A 233-nucleotide genomic window follows, 5' to 3' on the forward strand; every position below is an offset into this window, starting at 1 on the left:
GCAGGGGCAACCGCTGCGGCTGTCCAGCGTGCCAGCCACCCGCCGGCCATTGCTGATAAACCCATCAACACCGCCACAGATCGGGTAGGCCTTACCGTCCTGCCCGCAACTGACCAAGTGGCCTTCAAGGGCATGCTGAATGCCATTCCACGTAATGCCAGGGTCTGACTCCAGCACCTTGCCACCGCAGGTCGTTTTGTCGTCCAGACCAATAAAATAGCCCCGGGCCATAA

At 60.1% G+C, this 233-nt stretch carries 1 protein-coding gene; it reads right to left on the minus strand.

What is annotated here, in order from left to right; all coding sequences use genetic code 11:
* Positions 1–233: PAAR domain-containing protein (locus GHN86_RS23320; RefSeq protein ID WP_178127124.1), on the minus strand; the 233-nt coding region annotated here is incomplete at both ends.

This window comes from Pseudomonas helleri, assembly GCF_009600315.1.
Taxonomy (GTDB): domain Bacteria; phylum Pseudomonadota; class Gammaproteobacteria; order Pseudomonadales; family Pseudomonadaceae; genus Aquipseudomonas; species Aquipseudomonas helleri_A.